This is a genomic window from Leptotrichia buccalis C-1013-b, assembly GCF_000023905.1.
Taxonomy (GTDB): Bacteria; Fusobacteriota; Fusobacteriia; order Fusobacteriales; family Leptotrichiaceae; genus Leptotrichia; species Leptotrichia buccalis.
On sequence record NC_013192.1, the window covers coordinates 1,300,785 to 1,319,600 of the forward strand.

Genomic DNA, 18,816 nt, shown 5'->3' on the forward strand with positions numbered 1-18,816 from the left:
TTTTTATTCCAATACAATTATAACTTATATTTTTGAAAAAAAGAATAGCTATATAAAAAAATTTAGATTTAACTGTTTGCAATACAAAAGATAAAATTAATAGTTGAATTATTAAAATTTAAGTGCTATACTATAAATATAAAGCAAAATTAGTATTTTAAACAGGAAAAATTTTTGAAAAAAATTAATAAAAATAGAACTTTTATAGAACTTTTTAAATTTAAAAAACACATCACAGACCTTATTTTATAATATCTAGTCACAAAAAATTGATTTATGGTTCACATAAATCAAAAAAATATTTATATAATAATAAAAATTAAATAAATAAGATAAAAAATATGTTATTTTTATAAATTCTTGAAATTAAGCTTTTTAAGCAAATAAAAATCATCGACGATAAAAAGTATGGCTAAGTTAATTTTAGGCTCTTATATGCTTTCTATTTCGATGATTTTTTTCTGGATCTTTTTTATTTTTTATATCTGTAGTGTATATTTTTTTCTTTTAAAAAATTTGTGTCTTTTGCCATAAAGGCTGTTAATACGAATCTTAAATTTTTTACATTTTTATGCTGGGAAATTACTACAAAATAATTTAGCTTTCCGATTTTTTTCTGATAAAAATGTTCCTTTCGGGATTTTGACTGCTTTGTTACAAAATCTGGATTTTCCAAAACTTCTTTTATAATTTCCAGTGATATTTCAGGATGCTTTGGAAAAATATGTTTTTCAAACTGGGATTTACTCATTACAACTTTCTGGTGAAGTTTTGCTTTAAACTCATAAACTTCGATTCTTTTGCCTGTTTTTGTATATCTCGTCTTTTCTTTTATAATCATCTATTTCTACCTTTTTTTATAGTTTTTCTTAATATTCGCTCAATTATATCTTTTCTAAAAATAGATATTAAAATGAACCAAATTATAAAATAAATTGCGGCAAAAACTGCTAAATTTATTGCAATATTGAATCTTCCAAGCAAATTTAATTTTACTAATTTTGAAAGATAAAAAGAAATTCCTGAAATAACAAATGTTATTCCCAGTATTACAATGTATTTGAAATTCCGTAATCGTACATATCTTGTTGTTAGTGATATGTATAATATAAGGAAATTTATCATTGCGGAAAAAGAAGTTGCGAATGTTAATCCGACATGACGGTATTGCTTGTACAATAGCCAGTCCAAAAGAATGTTAATTCCGATTGCTGTAAATGATGAAATTACTGGTAAAGTTCTGTCCTTGAATACATAATGGCTTCTTGTAAGAAGATGTATTGTTGAGAAAAATAGCAGTCCGATTGCATAAAATTGTAATGTTTCAGCCGTAAGAATGACACTTTTGTCGGTAAAGTGTCCACGTTTGTAAATTAATGTTACAATTTCCTGTGCATAGCCAAATAAAATTACTGAAGACGGAATTATTAAAAATGCTAACATGTATAGTCCTTGATGAATTACTTTTCTTACAGTTTTCATTCTATTTTTTACTACTGCTTTTGACAATGTTGGAAAAATTACAACTGCCAGTGAAATGGCAAAAACTCCAATTGGCAATAAATATAGTCGGCTAGCATAATTTAAGGCGCTGGCTGTTCCTGCTGGAAGCATTGTCGCAAAACGGTTATCTATAATTTCATTTATTTGATAGCCAAAAATTCCAATTAATGTTGGAATCATTAATTTGAACATTTCTTGTACGTATTCATCTTTTAAATTAAAGTTAAATTTATAAGTTTTCATTATTTGAAAAAATTGTGGAAGCATCATTCCTAATTGAAAAACACCTGACAAAAGATAAGCTATCCCAAGTCCATAAATTCCCATTTTATTTTTCAAAAGCAATGTTCCAATTATAATTGTCAAATTAAATACAATTCCCATTGATGCTGCTATTGCAAATTTTTTATAATTATTTAATAATGATGACACGACTCCAGAAAGTGCAATGAATAAAAAATAAAAAGCAACTATCTTTAAAAGAATATTGGCAGTTTCAAATCTTTCAGGATCTGCAAATCCTGTTGTTACTTTTAAAATTTGTCTTGAAAACAGAATCATAAGAATTGACATTGTTGACGTAAAAGCCACTATTAAATTTAGCACTGAAAATACAAATTCATCTGTCCTTTCTTTTCCAGATTCTTCAATTCCACGATTATAAATCGGGATAAAAACCGTACCGAGTGAACCTTCTCCAAATAACGTTGTAAAAAAATTAGGAATTTTTGTAGCACTGAAATATGCATCTGTCATTCCTGTCGCTCCAAAAACGCTTCCAATAATCATTTCCCTCACAAGTCCTAAAATACGGCTCAACATATTTATTACCATTACTATAAAACTAGATTTAAACATTAATTAATTTCCTTTCTAACTACTTTTTTTAGTTTAGTTTGTTTTATTATTATTAGTGTATTTTTTTATAAAAAAAGTATCATTTTCAACAATTATATCAATTTCTCCGTTTTTAAACATATCGAGAATGCAGAGAAATAATGTTACTATTCTGACTTTTGAAAATTTATTTTTTAACAGGCGATTAAATTCTATTTCATTATTAGCTGTTATAATTTCAGAAATTTCTTTATAAGCATCTTCTGTCGAATAAGTATCTTTTTCTAAATTTAAGAGCATTTGCTCTTCAGGTTTATTTTTTTTATTTGAATTGATTAAATTTTTTAGACTTTTAAATAAATTATCTAGAGTTAAGCTCGAAATATCGTATTCAATTTCATTTTCTATACTTTTTGTTCCTGTTCTTGTATAGGAAATATTGTACGGATTTTCATATTTTGAAAATAATTCAGAAATTTCTTTAAATAACCGATATTCAATTATTTTTTTTTCAAGATTTTCTATTTTTTCAATTTTTTTATCTCTATTTAATACTGAATATGCTTTAATCTCAATTAAATCAGTCGCCATTATCAAAAATTCAACTTTTATTTTTAAATTTAATTCTTTTTGTGAATGAATATAGTTTAAATAATCATCTATTATTTGTGAAATATTTATCGCATTAATATCCATTTTCTTTTTTTCAATTAGATGAATGAGTAAATCTAAAGGCCCTTCAAAATTTTCTGTTTTTATTTTTATTGTGTTCATATTGCGTCTGTTTCCCTTTGATATTTTTTACGCCAATATGAAATTTTTTGTTTCCAGTAATTTACATCATTTCCTATTTGTGTTTTTAATTCTTCGACAGAATTAAATTTTTTTTCGGGACGAATATTTTCCAAAACTTCAATTAAAATAACTTTTCCGTAAATATCTTCATTAAAATTAAAAATGTTTGTCTCAACACTTAACACACCAATATCAACTGTAGGATTTCTACCAATATTCATTACTCCATTATAAACTTTTTCGTCATTTTCGATATAAATCTTTACTCCATAAACTCCAAATTCAGGATAAACTTTACTTTCAAAACGTAAATTTGCTGTAGGAAATCCGATAACTCGTCCTAGCTGTTTTCCATAAATAACTTTTCCCAAAATAATAAGATTATGTCCTAAAAGTTCTTTCACTTTTGTAAAATTTGTATTTTCTATATATTTTCTGATTCTTGTGCTGCTTATAATTTCATTGTTTTCATCCAAAACAGGTTCCTGAATATTTAATTTTATGTTTTTTTCCTTCAAAAGTTTTTCAAGCATAATAACATTTCCAGACTTTTTTTTTCCAAAAGTAAAATTGAAGCCGCAATAAACTTCGCTTGCATTCAAAATATTCACAATAACTTTTTCTACAAATTCTTCAGGCGAGTAATTCCTAACTTTTTCAAACTCTTCCAAATAAAGATAGTCAATTTTATTTTCATTTAATAAATAAGCCTTTTCAGAACAGGTAGTTATTTTATTTTGACGATTTTTAGGATATTCACTAAAAGTATAAACTATCGTTTTCAAATTTTTTTCTTTAGCTTTTTTAACAGCCTTTTCTAAAATAATTTTATGTCCTTTATGAATTCCGTCAAAATTTCCCAAAATTACAATATTTTTCGACCGTCCTATTTCTTCGATATTTTTATCATAATCAGTAAATTTCAAACTCTTATTATATTCAATAATATCCTTTATTTCCGATAAATTTTTTGTAATAAATTTCATTAAATTTCGTTCCTTTTTATCTAATTTATTTACTTTCACTTACACTTACTTTAGATTTTATCATAATTTCAATTTAATGTATAGTAAAATAGTCATAAACTCATACATTAATTTAGAGCCTATGACTATAAAACTATTTTTAATATTTGAAATTTTTATAATTCCTTATTTTCTTTTTTTTCTAACTTTTCTTTATCAAAAGCCTTTGGTTTTGTTTCTTTTTCTTTTATAAGAGCCACTTTTATTTTTTTAGTCCCTTCAAATAGACCGCCTTCTTGGATTACAAATACAGCTGAAGTTATTGTAGCATATACTTTTCCTGTATTCCCTATTTCAACTTTGTCTGCCGCAACTTCTCCTGAAACTTCTCCATCAATAACTACTGTTTCAGCAGTAATATTTCCATTTACTTTCCCTGTTTTTCCAACGTGCACAAGTTTATTCCCATTAATATCTCCATTTAGGACACCTTCCATTTTGAATACAGAATTTGATTCAATAGTTCCTGTTATTGTTGTTTCCATTGAAATTGTACTAATTCCATTTACATTTTCTTCATTATTTACAGAAAATTGTTTGCTTAATTTATCCTCATTTTCTCTTTTTTCTTTATTACTAGAAAATAATGCCATTTGTTTTATTCCTTTCTTAATTAATATAATAAATAATTTATTTTTTTATAATATTATTGTACTACATTTTTCTGATTTTTTCAAATTTTTTATTAAAAAAATCTTATCAAACTTCAAATTTTTTTATTTTTTATTATTCTAATTTAAAAAAATTTTAAGAATATATTTAGAAATATTTTCAATAATGTGTGAAGCATTGATTACATACTGTTTCTTTAATAACTCATCAGCAATTTTACCATGCAAATATGCTCCAATAACAGCTGATTCCAACAAATTATATTTTTGTCCCACAAGCGAACATATAATTCCAGTCAGGCAGTCTCCCATTCCTCCATTTGCCATATGAGAATTTCCTGTACTGTTTACAAAGATTTTTTCGCCATTTGTGATAATTGTATTTTTCCCTTTTAAAAGCAAAGTTATTCCGTATCTTTGAGAAAATTCTTTTGCTATTTCAAATTTATTTTTATTAATTTCTTCTGGAGAAACTCCTGTCAATCTTGAAAATTCTACTAAATGTGGAGTTAAAACACTCCTATTTTTTATTTTATCAAAAAGTTCTCTATTTTCTGATAATAAATTTAACGCATCTGCATCCAGTACAAGTTTTATATTATTTCCTTTATAGTTTTTTTCAAAACTGATTAATTTTTCAAAAATTTTCAATGCCTTATAACTTTTTCCAATTCCAGGCCCAATGGCAATAACATCACTGTTTAAAATTTCATTTTCCAGTTTTTCAAAATTTTCTTCTATATTTTCAAAATTTACAGGAAAGCTCATAGCTTCGGGAACAAATACATTAAGTGAAAAATTATTTTTATCTGTAATTACAGTTGTAAGTCCAGCTCCGCTTCTCACACAAGATTTTGCCACAATATTTCCAGCTCCATAAAATCCACTGCTTCCAGCAAAAATTAATACTTTTCCAAAATCTCCCTTGTGAGAATTATCATTTCTTTCAATATAAAATTTTTTTATCATTTCTGGTGTTAAATAATAGTCATTGACAATATGACTAATTTTATTTTCATTTAATCCAATATTTTCAATAACTACTTTTCCCAAATAATTTTTTATATCTGATTTTAAAAATCCTTTTTTGTATGTAACAAATGAAATTGTAATATCAGCTTTAACTGAAATTCCCATAATTTCTCCAGTATCGCCATTAATTCCAGATGGAATGTCAATGGAATAAGTAATTTTATTTTTATTCAAAAAATTAATTTTTTCAATAATTTCACAATACTCTCCTTTTATTTCAGAATTTAACCCTGTTCCAAAAATACCTTCTATTACAACATCACATTCTAAAAGCAGTTTATCCAATTCCTCTATTTTATAAAATATCTCAATTCCCATATTTTTACAAATTTCATAATTTACAAAGCAGTCATGACTCATATTTTCATTGCTTATACAAAAAATTTTAACATTCTTATTTTTTGAAAATAATTGCCGTGCAATCGCATAGCCATCACCACCGTTATTCCCTTTACCACAAATGATAAGAAAATTATTTTCATTTTCATCAATATGTTTTACAAAAGAAATAGCAGCATTTTCCATAAGTACAATACTTGGAATTTTTAGTTCATTTATCGCAAAACTGTCAATTTTTCTTGTAGTTTCATTTCCACCTAACAACATTTTTATCGCCTCTTTTTTATTTTAATTTTGTAAAAAACGCTGTACAATTCAATCTTTTTCAATCTTTCAATAAAAATTTTTTAAAATCAAATTTCAAAATCTCTAAACTCTCCACCATCCAAAATTTTCACACTCTTAAATCCAGCTTTTCTAGCAATTTCGAGACTTTCTTCAAAATAAAAATCAATATTTTTAGTTTCATGTGCATCAGAAGAAATTGTAATCGGAATATTTTTAGCTAAAATTCTTTCCAGTATTGGAACACTCGGATAAGGAGTTTGTGTCCATCCTCTTGACATTCCACCAGTATTAATTTCAATAATCGCATCAGTTTTTGCTATTTCATCCAGTACATATTCTACTTTCTTTTTGTACCAGTCAGTATTTTCATCAAAATATTTCAAATCTTTGTTAAATTTTCTAACTAAATCCAAATGCCCAATAATATCAGGCTTTTGAGTATGTACCATTTCCACAATATTATCAAAATATGCTTCAATAAATGCCCTTTCGTCTTCATCTGCATAATTTTTTATCCCATATTTCAAAATCTCAGGCGTGTTATCAACACAGTAATACTCGTCTTTTTCCCTATCTTTCACATAATGAACAGATCCAATCCTAAAATCAAGTCCCATTTCCTTATCAGTTTCCCTGTTATATCCAGTATAAAAATCAGCTTCGATTCCAATATAAACCTGCATTTTATTTTTGTATTTTTCTTTTAGTTCTTTTAATTCCTTCAAATATTCCTGTGTACCTTGTTCCGTCATGCACGGTTCTGTATCAAATGCTGTAAAAGAATGCCCCGAAAGTCCGACACTTGTAAATCCTTTCTCTATTGCAGTTAAAATATAATCTTCAGCATTGTTTTTACCGTCGCAGTAAAATGTATGGGCGTGAAGATTTGATGGGAAAATTGTTTTTTTAGTTTTCATTTTTATCAGCTCCTCATATTGTGATATCCTGTATTAAGTGACTTAATTATCACTTAAATAAAGTCCATCTATTAATTCATCAAAACTATACGTAATTGTAATATCTTGAAACTCTGCTCTTGTATGAGTATCAAATACTAAACGAATTTTTTTGTCATATTTTGAAAGTGTTAGCATATTTTCATATCCGTCTATATCATTTAATACAAATTTGAAAGCTGAATGCCACTGATACTGATATTTATCGGAAAAATTTAATTTTTCAATAAAGAAAATATCACATCTCCAATTTTTACAACATGTTCCAAATTTAAAATATAAAATATCATATTCTTCAAAAAGAAAACGATATTTCACTATTTGACATTCTTTAAAAAATTCATCATTAAAAATTAAACTTTTTTCAGTTTTTTTTACACTTTTGTCAAAATCTATGATTTCTTTTAAATGATTTTTATTTTCCATATTAAATATCCTTTTTAAACAAATATTTTTTTACTTTTCTCCACCCATTTTTTCCTGTTTAACTTTATGGTCAATAATATGCCTTTTAGCTAACTCTTCTTTTATATCCTGTATTGTAAGCCCCTGTTCAATCATTAAAACCAAAGTATGATAATATAAATCTGCAATTTCATATCTCAATTCATCATTATCATTATTTTTAGCCCCAATAATAACTTCTGTACATTCCTCGCCAACTTTTTTCAGAATTTTGTCAAGCCCTTTTTCAAAAAGATAACTTGTATATGATTTTTCTTCAGGATTAATCTTTCTATCTTTTATCAAATTATAAAGTTTCTCAGGACTAAAATTACTATAATCCTCTGCTTCAAATAAAGAATTGAAAAAACAGCTTTCAGAGCCAGTATGACAAGCAGGGCCTTCCTTTTTTACTTCCACAAGCAAAGAATCGGAATCACAATCATATTTTACCGAAACAACATTCTGATAATTTCCCGAAGTTTCTCCTTTTAACCATAATTCCTGTCTACTTCTGCTATAAAAACAAGTTTTTTTATCTCTCAAAGTTATTTCTAGACTTTCTTTATTCATATACGCAAGAGTCAGCACTTCTTTTGTATAATAATCTTGTATTATTGCGGGAACAAGCCCTTTTTCGTCAAATTTTATTTGTTCTATATTCATTTTTTACCTCTTTTCTAATTTTTCTCTTAATATGTAAATATACTTTAACAAATCTTCCATTTCAAAAACAGAAACTTCATAAAGCATTTCTAAACTTGTTCCCTAATATTCATGAATAAGTCTGTTTCTCATTCCTTTTATATTTTCCCAATAAGAATAATTTGAAAAAGTCTCTATTAAAATATTTTTATCTAATTTTTGAATCTGTGAAATAGCTTCACCTATTTTTTCTAACTGTCTTTCTATATAACCAATTGTCTTCCTATCATTAATAAACTCTTCAAATGAAATTTCCGAAGTTTCTTCTTGTATTACATCAATACATTCTTCAATATCATAAGTAAATTGTAATATATTTCTTCTTCCTTTTTTACACATAAATTACACTCCGCAAAATTTCTTCCTTTATATCATCTTTGTATTTCTGAACTTTCGGATTTTTAAATTTATATTCAAACATACTTTCATCAACTAAATCTACTTTTTTTTGAAAAATTTCTTCTAGTTTTTTATGTAAACTACAAAAATTCTGATACATCCCTTTCTTAAATTCCATTTTTACAAGAATATCAATATCACTATCATTTGTATTAATATTTTTTGAAAAACTTCCAAAAAGACCTAATTTTAAAATCGAATATTTCTCTTTATTAATCTCTTTTAGTTTTTTTAAAATCTCTTCTTTTCTTATATTCATCTTTTTGTCCTTTCTAAAAATTCAAAATTTAGTTTTATTGTGACATAATTTATGGTATAATATAGGTATAAATAATATGTAAAGGAGTGTATTACTATGAAAATTATTCCTATTCGTGATTTAAAAAATACTGTTGAAATTGAAAAATACTGTTCCGAAGAACAAGGACCTGTATTTATAACTAAAAATGGTTATGGACGCCTAGTTGTAATGGATATTGAATATTATGAACGAACTATGCGTGAAATTGAAGAAGCAAAACTTCTGCTTGATGGAATAAAAGATGTTCAAAATAACAATATTTTAGACGGCAAAAATACTATTAATGAATTAAGAGGTAAATATGGAATCTAAATATTCTTATCAATTTACTAAAAGTGCTAAAAATGATTTAGAACAAATTCTTCATTACATCAAAATAGATTTAGGCAATCCAACAGCTGCATTTTCTTTTATTAATAAATTTCAAGAAGCTATTAGTAATATTCAATTATTTCCAAACAGTTGTCCAAAAGTTATAAATAAATTTTTATCTGAATCTATTATTATTAGAAAAAAATTGATTAGCAACTACGTTTTATATTATTCTGTAAATGATAATTTAAAAAGTATAATTATTTTGCGTATCATTTTTAGCCATAGAGATACTGATAATATTTTAAAAAATGAAAACTAACGAGAGATTTTTTAGTCTCTCTTTTTATTATTTCAACTACAATTATCAAATCCTCATTTCCACTCCATTATCCCTCAAATACCTTTTCAGCTCCATAATTTCCACTTCCTTAAAATGAAAAATCGAAGCTGCTAGTCCTGCATCAATTCCTGGGATTTTAAATAATTCCTTAAAATGTTCCATATTTCCAGCTCCACCTGATGCAATTATCGGAATTGATAATTTTTTAGATAAGATTGACAATAATTCTAAATCAAAGCCAGTTTTAACGCCATCTGTATCAATACTGTTCACAACAACTTCTCCAGCACCATTTTCCTGCCCTTGCACAAACCATTCAATCGCGTCAATTCCAGTATTTTCTCTGCCACCTTTTGCAAAAACTTTAAATTTACCGTCTACTCTTTTTACATCAACGGACAAAACTACACACTGATCTCCATATTTTTTTGCAGCTTCCTCAATTAATTTCGGATTTCTTATTGCACCTGAATTGACACTCACTTTATCTGCCCCCGCTTTTAGCACTCTGTCAAAATCATCTAGTGTATTTATCCCACCGCCAACAGTAAGCGGAATAAATATCTGACTTGCCACTTCCTTTAAAATATCAGTAAAAAGCCCTCTTTCCTCAACAGTTGCTGTAATATCATAAAAAACAAGCTCATCTGCTCCTGACTTATTATAAAATTTTGCCAGCTCTACAGGACTGTCAACTTCTCTTATCCCAGTAAAATTAATACCTTTCACAACTTTTCCATTTCTCACATCCAAACAGGGAACAATTCTCTTTGCAAGCATTTTTATACCTACTTTCTTTTAATATACAATATCTAACATTTGCAATTTCATTTAAACGATTTTTAAAATATTATTTACTAACTTCCAACACTTCTTTCAAATCAAGATTTCCTGAATAGATTGCTTTTCCAACAATCGCTCCATAAACTCCATTTTCATTAAGTTCTTTTATTTCATCTAAAAATGTAATTCCGCCAGAAGCTATAATATCCGATTTTACTATTTTTGATAATTTTTTATAAATTTCAAGATTTGTTCCATTTAGCATTCCATCTTTTGAAATGTCAGTATAAATTATTGTTTTTACATTTATATCCGATAATTTTTTGCAAAATTCAACTGAATTTAATTCAACTGTTTGTGTCCACCCTTTTACAGCAACTTTTTCATCTTTTGCATCTACAGAAACTGCAATTTTATCGCCATATTTTTTTACCATTTCTTTTAAAAATTCTTCATTTTCAACTGCAATCGTTCCCAAAATAACACGGTTTACTCCCAACTCAATATATTTTTTTATTCTTTCTTCGTCACGAATTCCACCGCCAACTTGAACAAAGAAATCACTTTTTTCAACCAGTTCTTTTATAACTTCATAATTTTTTGTATTTCCATCTTTTGCTCCATCCAAATCCACAATATGAAGATTTTTTGAATTATTTTTATTAAAGAAATCCAAAACTTCAACAGGATTTTTAAAAAACACTTCCACTTGATTATAATCTCCCTGTTTCAGTCGCACTGCCTGACCGTTATGTAAGTCTATCGCTGGAAAAATCTCTATCATAATTTAATCTCCTTCAAATATTATATACTTTTTTATTTTATAACTCTATTTTTTTATGTACTCCAAAATTTTTCAAAAAAGTTAGGTCATTACAAAATACAAAGGAAAAATCCACATGTTTGGAATATCTGCTCCAATAACCATACTCGAATTCTAACTTTGATAAAAAATCTCAAAATATTAGGGCGTGTCTGAAAACTCAAAATCAATGATATTTTTAATGATTACTTAAATTTATTTTATTAAAATTATTATGCATCCTATATAAATAAAATTTATGAATGTGCTTGCCAGCTTATCATAGCGTGTCCCTATTCTGCGGAACTGTTTAAACTTATTGAAAAAACATTCCACAAGATGTCTTTCCTTGTAGATATGGTAATCGCATTCCCATTTGTTTACTGCATTTGACTTCGGAGGTATTACACATTCTCCCCCGTGTTTTCTTATGTACTCCCGAACTTCCTTTGTTCCGTATGCCTTGTCTGCCAGTATGTTGCTGTCTTTTATGCTTAGCTGCGACAATATTTTAATTGCTTGCGTACTATCGTGAATCTGTCCTGCACTAAGTTTTATATACAGCGGATTTCCAAGTCCATCAACAACTGCATGGATCTTAGTTGTCCTTCCACCTGAGCTTCTCCTGATGTGCTGATTCACTTCTGAATCTTTTGCCCTTTTTTAGCTCCTGCACTGCTCTGGTGGGCTTTAACTACTGTAGAGTCAATGCTCAAGTTCTCATAGTCGGCATCTTCCCTTAAATGCTCAAATATTTTAAGCAGAGTCCCCTCGTCACGCCATTTGCAGAAACGAGAATAGACCGTCTTCCATGAACCGAAACGTTCAGGAAGGTCTCTCCAAGGTGCACCGCTGCAGGCAATCCATAGCACGGCATTAAACATCAGGCGTAAATCCTTGCCTGGACGTCCTGTTTTAGCTTTGGGAAACATATGCTTTATTTTATTCCATTGTTCATCTGATATTTCATATCTTCTTTGCATGATAGAAGCCTCCTGTGCTTTTCTTTTATTGTATCAGACTGAGAGCAATGTTTCAACTCATTGATTTTGAGTATATTATTTGATAATCATTAAAAATATCATTGATTTTGAGTTTTCAGACACGCCCTAATCAAACATTCTTATTTTATCCAGATTTTTTTGAAATATTTTCTTATTATTATAAAAATCAGTTTTATTCGCCTTTGCCAGCTCCGATTTTATATACCAGTTTTGATACCTGTTGTAGTACAATATTTCTTCACTTGGCTTATTTTTTCCTTCAAAATTTTCATAATAAAAATCAATTGCATCCTGCGTACGATTCTCATTTAAATAAAAACTTATCGCAAACCATCCCATCGTCAATTTGTATGCCCACGCCTGCTCATCAGAAATACGTGATTCTTCCGTTTTTGTTTTATCATCGCACATCTTCATAATAGAATTTAAACTTGCAAGTGCCGCTTTTTCATCGTTTTTCATAACATTCCAGATTGCATCTCTTCCTATCGTATATGTTACAGCAATTCTAGTGATTAGATAATCAGGGTATTCCCTTTTAAGTTTTTCATAATTTTTATCAAACGCTGCTGTATCTCCTTTGTTAGAATAATACATATTTGAAAAAAATAATTTTGACACTTCATAAGGATTGTATTTTTCATACCGTTTCAAATTATTTAATTTTTCAGCCTCACTTTTTCCAAGTGCATTATAAATATTTATCAAATTTTCTGATAATACAAAATTCTTCTCATTCTTTTTCAGCAATTCTTCAATTTTTAATGCCAATTTTTTTACTTTTTCCCTATCAGGTTCACTTACTACATTAGGTATTTCTTTATCCAGTTCTATTGTTTTTACTATTATTTCCTGAGAAACTCCTAATTTTGACAAATCCTGCCTTATCATTTCGCTTCGACTTTTAGCATTCATATTAACTGCTGCAAAAATACTCATCAATAATATTATCTTCTTCATAAATACCTCTTTCTCAATTAAAAAATAAATTATCAAAACCAACCTAAAAATGAATAAATTAAGTAAAATAATTACAATTTTACTTTTATTTTACTAATTCACCCCAGTTTTTCAATAGCTTTAATCCAGTATCTCCACTTTTTTCAGGATGAAACTGCATTCCATAGACATTTTCATTTTTTACAATTCCAGGTATTTTTGTTCCGTACTCTGAATATGTAACAATGTTTTTCATATCAGTTTTTGCAAAATATGAATGAACATAATAAACATATTCATTATTATCTACATCTTTTAAAATTTTATCATCCTTAAATCTCTCATTTATAATTAAACTATTCCATCCCATATGAGGTATTTTCAAATCAAAGTTTTCAGGAATATATTTTTTTATCTCCTCAACAGTTCCATTTATAAGCCCAAGTCCTTCATATTCACCATATTCATAACTTTTCTCAAAAAGCATCTGCATACCAAGACAAATTCCCAAAAAAGGCTTCCCTTTTTTCGCTTCACTTATCAAAGTCTCTTTTAGCCCATATTTTTCCAAATTCCCAATAGCATCTCTAAAAGCCCCGACTCCTGGCAATATTATCCCCTTAGCATTTTTTATCTCTTCAATATCATTAGTCAGTTTCGTATTCAGTCCGACATAGTTTAAAGAAGAAAGTAAGGAAAAAAGATTTCCTACTCCATAATCAATCACTGCTATCATAAGTAAAAAAATCCTTTCTATTTTATTGTTTGTTCATTTGTTATTTTTAATAATTTATTTAAATACATTATACAATGTTATTTGAGAAAAAACAATAAATTTTCATCTTATGAACATATTGCAATTTATGAAACAAAAAAAATGCCTTATTATAGACATTTTAATTTTAAAATATTAGTTTCCGTCTCCCCTCGGAGTATATAAACCTACCTGCAATTAACCCCTTATTTTATGCTATGTTATTTGACTATTTGCGTAAGACTTGCTTAAATTTTCAGTTTTCTTTTCCAAAAAGGTAAAAAATATGTTCTAAGTCCTATTTTACAGTATCGTGGCAATTTTATATGTTTATATGAAATAATAATCTTCTCTCCTTCTTCTTTTATTCTTTCTACCCCTGATGCTATATTATCAGCTTCATAAACAATATATACTAAAGAATTATCATCTAATTTATTTAATTTATTATTTTCTTCCATTTCTTCATTATAATGATACTTTATCATATCATAAATTTCTTTATATTTTTCTACATCTAGCAATTCTTATTTTTCCAATATCATACAGCAAAGCTCCTATTTGAAGATTAATTAATTTCTCATCCATACTTTATTTTCTCCAACTTTCAAATTTATTTTTTTATTTATATCTATAAAATACATTCTTTTTTCTGCTTCATAAAATCAATTATTTTTCACCATTTTTCACTCCACTTTAACTTTTTTCCCATAAAATGCCATTCCCATATACACAATTTCTTTTACTCCTCTTTCTTTTAAAAGCACAGGATATTTCTTAATTTCAATTTGATTCAATGCTTCTTTTGATCTCTCTTCAAGTTCTTCTTCTGTTTTAGCCAGTTTAAACTCAAAAATATATCCTAAATTTCTTTTATTTATCGGCTCCAAAGCCAAATCGTTTCTTCCATACCCTGTTTCATTATTTGATAAAACTGTATATTCGCTGTCAAGATACAACATCATTCCTAAAATTAACGTATGATATGGTTTTTCTGTTTTAGAAGTATCATAATAGCTCATTGACACTAAAAATATTTCATTCAAAATTTCTTCAAATTTTTCAATTTCAAAATTTTTAAATGCTCTTATCATTTCTTTAAATCTGCTTGAACCTCCCAAATTATGGACAAACATATCTTTAAAAAACGTTTTTACTTCATAATTTGGCAATTTTAGGGCATATTCATTCATAGCCACTTTTTCCTCAACTGTCAAATATCCTCCAAACAAAAGTAATTGCCATACTTCTTGCGGATCTTTCAACTTATCCATATTTGAGGAAGCTATAACAGTCTGTTCTGTCGTTCCGTTATTAAATAAATCTTTCAGCTCGTTAAACAGCTCTTTGTCTGAATTTTCTATTGCAGAATGTATAAGACTGTTATCCGACGTGTTTATCCAATATACATTAATCTCTTTTCGCTTCAAATAATTAAGAATGTTCCACGGATTGTATACTTGAACATTACCAAATTTATAGTCGTTATACTATTTTCTAACTTCTTCAATATTTTGACTTAATTCATAATATTCCAACGCCCTGTTTCACTTCATTATCCACTAATCCAAAATAGTCAGAAAAATCACTGTCTAAAACAGTGTAAACAGATAAATTATTAAGTCCAGAAAAAATCCCTTCTTTTACTACTCTAAGTATTCCAGTTACAACAGCGAACTGCAAATATTCATTATCCTTTAACGCATTTGAGTAAAAACTTTTAAAAAATCTTCATGCCTTTTCATAATATCCCTCATTCCACGCACTTGTCATGGGAGTATCGTATTCATTTATTAGAATAATTACTTTTTTATCATACAAATCTGAAACAAGATTTTTAATATTTGAAAAGCTATCTTCCCAACTTTCTGCTTCAGCATTTTTCATACTTATAAAAATCACTGGATTTTGTCCCTGATGTTCTATATACTCACTTTTAGAAATACACAGGTTCTCAAATAACTTTTTATTTTCTTCAGCATTTTCCAAATCAAAAAAGTATTTCAGCATTGACAAATTTAGGGTTTTTCCAAATCTTCTGGGCCTTGTAAATAATTTAAATTCTGATAAATCCTCTATTATTTCTTCTATAAATTTCATTTTGTCAATATAATAAGCATTTCATGTTATTATTTCCTTAAAATCGGATTTTCCTATTGCTAGTCCTTTTTTCTTTTTTTTCATATTTTTTTCTTTCATAATTAATCCCTTTCTTTCCTTTTTTATTAATTGAACCATATCAAAAAATTAAACTGTTGCAATTCAGAAAATTATTATAAAATATATTATTTTTCATTTTTATTCTTCTTGAAAAAGTCAAAGAATGTCTTTTTGTGTTCTAATTCTTTTGGAACAGGCACTCCTATCCAATCGTGAAATTCTTTTATCTTTATTTCAATAATATCGGAAGAATTATTATCATTTTTACACTTCTGCGACAATGCATTCAAATATTTTATTGAAGGAAGAACTTTTGTGCCGTATCTATTGCTTTGAGCATCTTCACTATCCAGACTTTTCAATTTAAACAAATAAACAGATTTGTCTTCTTTTGGCTTAAAATCCCTGTAATTATATTCATACAGTTTTCTCCATAAAGATTGATTATTTTCTACAGTATCATCGTATCTCGTTTCAGGAAACCAAGCGGGAACTTCCATTTGAGCAATTTCAAAATATTCTTTAAAAATCTCACGGCTCCAGTAAAGAAAATCTATTAATCCTGTCGAAGAATGAAGCGAATAATTTTTCCAGTTCAAGTTATCATCTGTCAATTTTTCTGCAAATCTAATTACAAAATCTTGAAAAAGAGTATCATTAACCATTTCAAGCACTTCTGTATATGCTTTTACAGATTTTTTCTTGAGTTCTGTGTCAAAAACTTTGTCATTTTTTACATAATAGGATCTTCTTTGCGAACGTTGAGGCAACGAATATTCCAACGCATTTGTAGTTCCAATAAAGCATGGGGTAAAATCATAATTGGAAGTAGAAAGATTAGAAACATTGACAATCAGATTGTTTCCTCTGTCCTTATTTGAAAAAAATTCCTCGTCTATTTCATCAATTAAAATTGGAGCGACATTATTTTCACTCATCCATAATTGAATTTGAGTTATTGTATCAGCTTTTTTCGTTCTTCCTGTTGGAATAATGTTGTTATATAAAATAGGTTTTGATTTGGAAAGCCCCAGCATTTTTTGTAATATTTGCAGTAAATTACTTTTACCTGAACCCGCTGTCCCTCCTATAAAAAGAAACTGAGGAACATCCAATTTTTCAGAATCAGATTCAAGCTTAAATCTTATATCCTGAATAAAAGGCGAAGTAAAGGCATACAAAATAATCTCAAGTATTCTTGAGCCGTAATTATCATTGTAATCAATAACATATTTTTTGTAATTATCAATTAATTTTATAATGCTTTCAACAGAGTTTTTTATTTCTTCCTTCCCAGCCTTCTGTCCAAAAGGTTTAGTGCCGCCATTTTCTTCAATATATAAGCCCGAACGGCCAAAACCACGATCCGTGTCTTTTGAAAACAGCAGTTCTCTTTCTGGAGTTGCTTGATTTAATCTCGCAGCAATTTTGACTTCCAATTTAGGCTTTATCTTTTTGGCAAATGTTTCAGGAGTTACAATCAAACTTTCCTTCTTTTTAGCTTGTTTTGAAATAGTATTGACTGACAATTCGTAAGCAAATTTTTCAATTTCCACAGCTTCCTTTTGCTCATTTTCAATTATTCTATGTTTTTCATCAATTGTCTTTATCTCTTCAATTATAGGCAACGCAACCTCATCTTCTTGCTTGACGATAACTTCATTCAAATTTTTAATGACATCTTTTGAAATATCTATTTGTAATTTCGCACTTTCGTCATTGGTAAATTTTACAGAAAACATTTCTTCTTGATTTTTATCAATATTTTCATTCATAATTTTAATCTTACTTTCTGCTTTTTTCTTTATTGCAGAAGTAATAAAATCTGTACAAGTCAAACTTATTTCGTCAAAATATTTTTCAAATTGATAGAATAACTGTGAATTGTCAAAAATTATAATATTTTCAAACTGATTTCTTTTATTTGAAAAAGCCTGAAAAGATAAATTGGCTGACCCCAAAATCAGCCTTGTTTCAGAATCATTTCTCAAAAGATAAAATTTACTATGAATTGTTGAATTTATCGGCACTCGTAATTTCCATTTCTCTTTAACAAAATTTTCCTGATTTTCCCTCGAAAGATTCTCAAAAAACTTAATCTGCTCCTTTTTTATAATCCGTTTCTGACTTTCAATCAGATTTCGCGTTTCATTTTTTAAAGCCATTATCCCTCTTGCCTGAACATCAGTATCCTGTATCCCAATAATCAAGTCAACACTTCTAAATGGAGTTAAATATTTATTTAAAAAACTTTCCTCAGCAGAAAATGTAACTGCCTTTATCTCATAAAACCTATTGCTGTCAAAAATTTCTTCAATCGTCAAATTTACTCTTTCATGATTTAAAATAGTAAACAATGTATTTTTTTCTTTACTATTTTCATTAATATTTGTCGTTTCTTTTTCTTCCATATTTATAGTTTCTCCCTTTTGATTTAACCATTTTCCATTTTCAATAAGAATTTCGATTGTTTCTTGTATAAAT

The 18,816-nt window shown here is 27.7% G+C and carries 23 protein-coding genes; 2 read left to right on the plus strand and 21 right to left on the minus strand.

Annotation, left to right across the window (positions count from 1 at the left end; genetic code table 11):
• Positions 1 to 472: 472 nt before the first annotated feature.
• From LEBU_RS05995 to LEBU_RS06045, 11 genes are all read right to left on the minus strand, one after another.
• A complete protein-coding gene (locus LEBU_RS05995) occupies positions 473 to 838 on the minus strand; it encodes a PBECR3 domain-containing polyvalent protein (protein ID WP_041760895.1) in 366 nt (121 codons plus the stop codon).
• Positions 838 to 2,361: a murein biosynthesis integral membrane protein MurJ gene (murJ, locus tag LEBU_RS06000; protein ID WP_015769446.1), complete on the minus strand. Its 1,524-nt coding sequence runs from the start codon at positions 2,359 to 2,361 to the stop codon at positions 838 to 840. The genes LEBU_RS05995 and murJ overlap by 1 nt, the downstream gene beginning before the upstream one ends.
• A gap of 33 nt (positions 2,362 to 2,394) precedes the next feature.
• A complete protein-coding gene (locus LEBU_RS06005; RefSeq protein WP_015769447.1) occupies positions 2,395 to 3,114 on the minus strand; it encodes a segregation and condensation protein A in 720 nt (239 codons plus the stop codon).
• Positions 3,111 to 4,121, minus strand: coding sequence for a bifunctional riboflavin kinase/FAD synthetase (locus LEBU_RS06010; RefSeq protein ID WP_015769448.1), 1,011 nt, complete (start codon positions 4,119 to 4,121; stop codon positions 3,111 to 3,113). Before LEBU_RS06010 ends, LEBU_RS06005 begins: the two co-directional genes overlap by 4 nt.
• Positions 4,122 to 4,276: 155 nt before the next feature.
• Entirely contained in the window at positions 4,277 to 4,753 is a 477-nt protein-coding gene (locus LEBU_RS06015) for a bactofilin family protein (RefSeq protein ID WP_015769449.1), read from the minus strand.
• A gap of 138 nt (positions 4,754 to 4,891) precedes the next feature.
• Positions 4,892 to 6,409, minus strand: coding sequence for a bifunctional ADP-dependent NAD(P)H-hydrate dehydratase/NAD(P)H-hydrate epimerase (locus LEBU_RS06020; RefSeq protein ID WP_015769450.1), 1,518 nt, complete (start codon positions 6,407 to 6,409; stop codon positions 4,892 to 4,894).
• 86 nt (positions 6,410 to 6,495) lie between these two features.
• Entirely contained in the window at positions 6,496 to 7,347 is an 852-nt protein-coding gene (gene hisJ, locus LEBU_RS06025; protein WP_015769451.1) for a histidinol-phosphatase HisJ, read from the minus strand.
• Positions 7,348 to 7,389: 42 nt separating this feature from the next.
• Positions 7,390 to 7,812 carry a hypothetical protein gene (locus LEBU_RS06030; protein WP_015769452.1) on the minus strand — a complete coding sequence of 141 codons (423 nt, stop codon included), beginning with the start codon at positions 7,810 to 7,812 and terminating at the stop codon, positions 7,390 to 7,392.
• 30 nt (positions 7,813 to 7,842) lie between these two features.
• The gene (gene hisIE, locus LEBU_RS06035) at positions 7,843 to 8,496 is read right to left on the minus strand and encodes a bifunctional phosphoribosyl-AMP cyclohydrolase/phosphoribosyl-ATP diphosphatase HisIE (protein WP_015769453.1); all 654 of its coding nucleotides are present in this window, start codon (positions 8,494 to 8,496) and stop codon (positions 7,843 to 7,845) included.
• A gap of 102 nt (positions 8,497 to 8,598) precedes the next feature.
• Positions 8,599 to 8,874, minus strand: a complete 276-nt coding sequence (locus tag LEBU_RS06040) for a HepT-like ribonuclease domain-containing protein (protein WP_015769454.1) — start codon at positions 8,872 to 8,874, stop codon at positions 8,599 to 8,601.
• Positions 8,867 to 9,193: a nucleotidyltransferase family protein gene (locus tag LEBU_RS06045; protein ID WP_006804166.1), complete on the minus strand. Its 327-nt coding sequence runs from the start codon at positions 9,191 to 9,193 to the stop codon at positions 8,867 to 8,869. Before LEBU_RS06045 ends, LEBU_RS06040 begins: the two co-directional genes overlap by 8 nt.
• A gap of 96 nt (positions 9,194 to 9,289) precedes the next feature.
• On the opposite strand from LEBU_RS06045, the gene LEBU_RS06050 reads away from it, so the two are divergent.
• Both LEBU_RS06050 and LEBU_RS06055 read left to right on the plus strand, forming a co-directional pair.
• A complete protein-coding gene (locus LEBU_RS06050; RefSeq protein WP_015769455.1) occupies positions 9,290 to 9,547 on the plus strand; it encodes a type II toxin-antitoxin system Phd/YefM family antitoxin in 258 nt (85 codons plus the stop codon).
• Positions 9,537 to 9,869: a type II toxin-antitoxin system RelE/ParE family toxin gene (locus tag LEBU_RS06055; protein ID WP_015769456.1), complete on the plus strand. Its 333-nt coding sequence runs from the start codon at positions 9,537 to 9,539 to the stop codon at positions 9,867 to 9,869. The genes LEBU_RS06050 and LEBU_RS06055 overlap by 11 nt, the downstream gene beginning before the upstream one ends.
• Before the next feature lie 45 nt (positions 9,870 to 9,914).
• Here LEBU_RS06055 and hisF read toward each other — a convergent pair whose 3' ends face one another.
• The 10 genes from hisF to LEBU_RS06100 all read right to left on the minus strand — a co-directional run bounded on the left by hisF (position 9,915) and on the right by LEBU_RS06100 (position 18,743).
• On the minus strand, positions 9,915 to 10,670 hold the full coding sequence (gene hisF, locus LEBU_RS06060) for an imidazole glycerol phosphate synthase subunit HisF (protein WP_015769457.1): 756 nt from the start codon (positions 10,668 to 10,670) through the stop codon (positions 9,915 to 9,917).
• A 70-nt stretch (positions 10,671 to 10,740) separates the two neighbouring features.
• Complete coding sequence (gene hisA, locus LEBU_RS06065) at positions 10,741 to 11,457, minus strand: 1-(5-phosphoribosyl)-5-[(5-phosphoribosylamino)methylideneamino]imidazole-4-carboxamide isomerase (RefSeq protein WP_015769458.1); 717 nt, start codon at positions 11,455 to 11,457, stop codon at positions 10,741 to 10,743.
• Positions 11,458 to 11,691: 234 nt separating this feature from the next.
• Positions 11,692 to 12,458 (minus strand): IS5 family transposase gene (locus LEBU_RS11735; protein ID WP_238974466.1). Its coding sequence is split into 2 segments (ribosomal slippage): positions 11,692 to 12,134 and positions 12,134 to 12,458, totalling 768 coding nucleotides; the frame shifts between segments, so codons are not numbered across the junction.
• Between the two features lie 126 nt (positions 12,459 to 12,584).
• Positions 12,585 to 13,439: a tetratricopeptide repeat protein gene (locus LEBU_RS06080; protein ID WP_015769459.1), complete on the minus strand. Its 855-nt coding sequence runs from the start codon at positions 13,437 to 13,439 to the stop codon at positions 12,585 to 12,587.
• A gap of 85 nt (positions 13,440 to 13,524) precedes the next feature.
• A complete protein-coding gene (hisH, locus tag LEBU_RS06085; protein WP_015769460.1) occupies positions 13,525 to 14,154 on the minus strand; it encodes an imidazole glycerol phosphate synthase subunit HisH in 630 nt (209 codons plus the stop codon).
• Positions 14,155 to 14,420: 266 nt separating this feature from the next.
• Positions 14,421 to 14,696 (minus strand): hypothetical protein, encoded by a 276-nt coding sequence (locus LEBU_RS06090; protein ID WP_015769461.1) that lies wholly within the window; start codon positions 14,694 to 14,696, stop codon positions 14,421 to 14,423.
• Positions 14,697 to 14,858: 162 nt separating this feature from the next.
• Positions 14,859 to 15,602, minus strand: a complete 744-nt coding sequence (locus LEBU_RS12395; RefSeq protein WP_338034377.1) for a PD-(D/E)XK nuclease domain-containing protein — start codon at positions 15,600 to 15,602, stop codon at positions 14,859 to 14,861.
• 94 nt (positions 15,603 to 15,696) lie between these two features.
• Positions 15,697 to 15,855 carry an AAA family ATPase gene (locus LEBU_RS12400; RefSeq protein WP_338034378.1) on the minus strand — a complete coding sequence of 53 codons (159 nt, stop codon included), beginning with the start codon at positions 15,853 to 15,855 and terminating at the stop codon, positions 15,697 to 15,699.
• A gap of 48 nt (positions 15,856 to 15,903) precedes the next feature.
• The gene (locus LEBU_RS12405) at positions 15,904 to 16,272 is read right to left on the minus strand and encodes an AAA family ATPase (protein ID WP_338034379.1); all 369 of its coding nucleotides are present in this window, start codon (positions 16,270 to 16,272) and stop codon (positions 15,904 to 15,906) included.
• A 185-nt stretch (positions 16,273 to 16,457) separates the two neighbouring features.
• On the minus strand, positions 16,458 to 18,743 hold the full coding sequence (locus tag LEBU_RS06100; protein WP_015769462.1) for a phospholipase D family protein: 2,286 nt from the start codon (positions 18,741 to 18,743) through the stop codon (positions 16,458 to 16,460).
• Between the last annotated feature and the right edge of the window lie 73 nt (positions 18,744 to 18,816).

Bases quoted from the DNA above. Each gene is read 5' to 3' on its own strand.
- murJ (WP_015769446.1), bottom strand. From the start codon at position 2,361: ATGTTTAAATCTAGTTTTATAGTAATGGTAATAAATATGTTGAGCCGT.
- LEBU_RS06005 (WP_015769447.1), bottom strand. From the start codon at position 3,114: ATGAACACAATAAAAATAAAAACAGAAAATTTTGAAGGGCCTTTAGAT.
- LEBU_RS06010 (WP_015769448.1), bottom strand. From the start codon at position 4,121: ATGAAATTTATTACAAAAAATTTATCGGAAATAAAGGATATTATTGAA.
- LEBU_RS06015 (WP_015769449.1), bottom strand. From the start codon at position 4,753: ATGGCATTATTTTCTAGTAATAAAGAAAAAAGAGAAAATGAGGATAAA.
- LEBU_RS06020 (WP_015769450.1), bottom strand. From the start codon at position 6,409: ATGTTGTTAGGTGGAAATGAAACTACAAGAAAAATTGACAGTTTTGCG.
- hisJ (WP_015769451.1), bottom strand. From the start codon at position 7,347: ATGAAAACTAAAAAAACAATTTTCCCATCAAATCTTCACGCCCATACA.
- LEBU_RS06030 (WP_015769452.1), bottom strand. From the start codon at position 7,812: ATGGAAAATAAAAATCATTTAAAAGAAATCATAGATTTTGACAAAAGT.
- hisIE (WP_015769453.1), bottom strand. From the start codon at position 8,496: ATGAATATAGAACAAATAAAATTTGACGAAAAAGGGCTTGTTCCCGCA.
- LEBU_RS06040 (WP_015769454.1), bottom strand. From the start codon at position 8,874: ATGTGTAAAAAAGGAAGAAGAAATATATTACAATTTACTTATGATATT.
- LEBU_RS06045 (WP_006804166.1), bottom strand. From the start codon at position 9,193: ATGAATATAAGAAAAGAAGAGATTTTAAAAAAACTAAAAGAGATTAAT.
- LEBU_RS06050 (WP_015769455.1), top strand. From the start codon at position 9,290: ATGAAAATTATTCCTATTCGTGATTTAAAAAATACTGTTGAAATTGAA.
- LEBU_RS06055 (WP_015769456.1), top strand. From the start codon at position 9,537: ATGGAATCTAAATATTCTTATCAATTTACTAAAAGTGCTAAAAATGAT.
- hisF (WP_015769457.1), bottom strand. From the start codon at position 10,670: ATGCTTGCAAAGAGAATTGTTCCCTGTTTGGATGTGAGAAATGGAAAA.
- hisA (WP_015769458.1), bottom strand. From the start codon at position 11,457: ATGATAGAGATTTTTCCAGCGATAGACTTACATAACGGTCAGGCAGTG.
- LEBU_RS06080 (WP_015769459.1), bottom strand. From the start codon at position 13,439: ATGAAGAAGATAATATTATTGATGAGTATTTTTGCAGCAGTTAATATG.
- hisH (WP_015769460.1), bottom strand. From the start codon at position 14,154: ATGATAGCAGTGATTGATTATGGAGTAGGAAATCTTTTTTCCTTACTT.
- LEBU_RS12405 (WP_338034379.1), bottom strand. From the start codon at position 16,272: ATGAAATTTATAGAAGAAATAATAGAGGATTTATCAGAATTTAAATTA.
- LEBU_RS06100 (WP_015769462.1), bottom strand. From the start codon at position 18,743: ATGGAAGAAAAAGAAACGACAAATATTAATGAAAATAGTAAAGAAAAA.